At 54.8% G+C, this 1246-nt stretch carries 1 protein-coding gene; it reads right to left on the bottom strand.

Features of this window, described 5'->3' with window-relative positions; genetic code table 11:
* Window positions 1–63: 63 nt before the first annotated feature.
* Entirely contained in the window at window positions 64–1125 is a 1062-nt protein-coding gene (locus H5U08_RS19255; protein WP_297036934.1) for a hypothetical protein, read from the bottom strand.
* Window positions 1126–1246: the final 121 nt, after the last annotated feature.

Genomic DNA, 1246 nt, shown 5'->3' with positions numbered 1-1246 from the left:
GAAGTACTTCGGCCATTCCTCCTGAAGTTTGGGGGGCAAAAGCGGAAGAAGTGCTGGATCAAACTACAAATTGTTGATTTGCATATCGAGATCAGCCAGTTGTGCCAAATCCCAGTGCAAAAGTTTCGCCGAACGCACCACGAATGCCGTCGAACCCGAAAATGCTGTCACATCGGTGAACAAAACTTCATCCCGTGATGCGGTGAAGTAGCCGCGGATATCCGTGATGGCATACGGCAGTCGTGGATCATCGAGCCGTCCACGACGAATCTGCCCAGAAAGGTCGTAATCGACCACCGGGTTGCTGCCGGCTGACCAGAAGAGATGAAACGTCAAAGAAAGCTGTGTGCGAAGATGCTCAAGCGGCCGCAAAGTGCGTCGCACTTCCCAGGGGAAAGCGGCCTGACACTCGGGCGAAAATTCCAGCGAGTCGACCGAACCAGTCAGTCTCAAGCACGGTGCTCCGGGATCGAACGTTCCCTCAACATCGATTCGGCGGACAAAATCGCCGGTCATTGTGCCGCGGAATTTTCGAGCCCCCGTACTGGATCCGTCCGATTGCGGGGGAGAGTCACCGAAAATCTCCATCTGAATATCCCGATATGCGATGACGCTGGGAATCGGCCCACGAAGATCGACGATCTCGACCATGCCGTTTTCTATGTGAACAGGGGGATGCTTGCTCCCCATCAGTTTCGGCAAAGGAAGCAGACGAGAAATGTTCCACTGCCCATCGGTACCACACGCGATGCGCACATGCGGTCGGCGGACAACGACGCGCTGAATGGGAACATCACCAGAAAGCAACTCCTTGTAAGCCACCGGCCCCGCCAGCATGATTTCCTCAATTTCGGCGATTGTTCCCGTCACTTTGGGCAGACTCGCAATCGTGATGCGGACGCCACGAAGCTGAATCCCTTCGCCAGGCAACAATTGAGCCGATCGCACGCGGATTCGCAGATGCGGACACAGCACCGCACACCGTCGCTCGATTTCGCTGCGGAGTTCGTCATCCACCCTCTTATAGAGCCAGATGGCAAAGAAAAACCCGGCAACCAGGGCAACAGCAAGGCCCCATTTCAGGAAGAACCCGATCTCTTTAATCAGCCGCCGCTGCCAGGTCATGGGTTGTCCAGGGTCCGTGTCATCCGAAAAACTTACCTGCGGTTTGGTACCCGATGTTGCAACACATCTCTTTCTTCTTGCTTATTTCGCCACATGGAACAGCCCTCGTTTTTTTCCCAAA

This window comes from Thermogutta sp. (genome assembly GCF_014359955.1).
In the GTDB taxonomy this organism is placed as follows: domain Bacteria; phylum Planctomycetota; class Planctomycetia; order Pirellulales; family Thermoguttaceae; genus Thermogutta.
The sequence above is the reverse complement of the archived record's forward strand: the minus strand, read 5'-3'. Positions and strand labels throughout refer to the sequence as shown.